Source organism: Priestia sp. SIMBA_032, assembly GCF_046535215.1.
GTDB classification, from domain to species: domain Bacteria; phylum Bacillota; class Bacilli; order Bacillales; family Bacillaceae_H; genus Priestia; species Priestia aryabhattai.
This window is the reverse complement of record NZ_JAWRXD010000825.1, coordinates 1-265: the sequence shown is the minus strand read 5'-3', so window position 1 is coordinate 265 and position 265 is coordinate 1. Positions and strand designations below refer to the sequence as shown.

The 265-nt window shown below is 47.9% G+C and carries 1 protein-coding gene; it reads left to right on the top strand.

Annotated elements, in window-relative coordinates; genetic code table 11:
- Positions 1 to 265: hypothetical protein (locus tag SB717_RS36645; RefSeq protein WP_410907974.1), on the top strand; the 265-nt coding region annotated here is incomplete at both ends.

The following is a 265-nucleotide window of genomic DNA, read 5'->3' as shown; positions in this document are numbered from 1 at the left end:
ATATTGGTACGGCTCTGCCCTTAAAAACTGTGCAGCTCAAGCTTTGAATCCCCAAAGTTCTGCCACCACCTTACAAGTAGTTGCAGGTGTAATAGCTGGCATCAGATGGGCCTTAGAAAACCCAAGACATGGAATTGTGGAGGCGGAGGAAATCGATTTCCAGTTCATACTCGGCATTGCACAACCCTATTTGGGAGAGCTGGTCGGCGCATACACAAACTGGTCACCTGATTACAACGCAAAGGATAGCCTTTATCCCTCAACC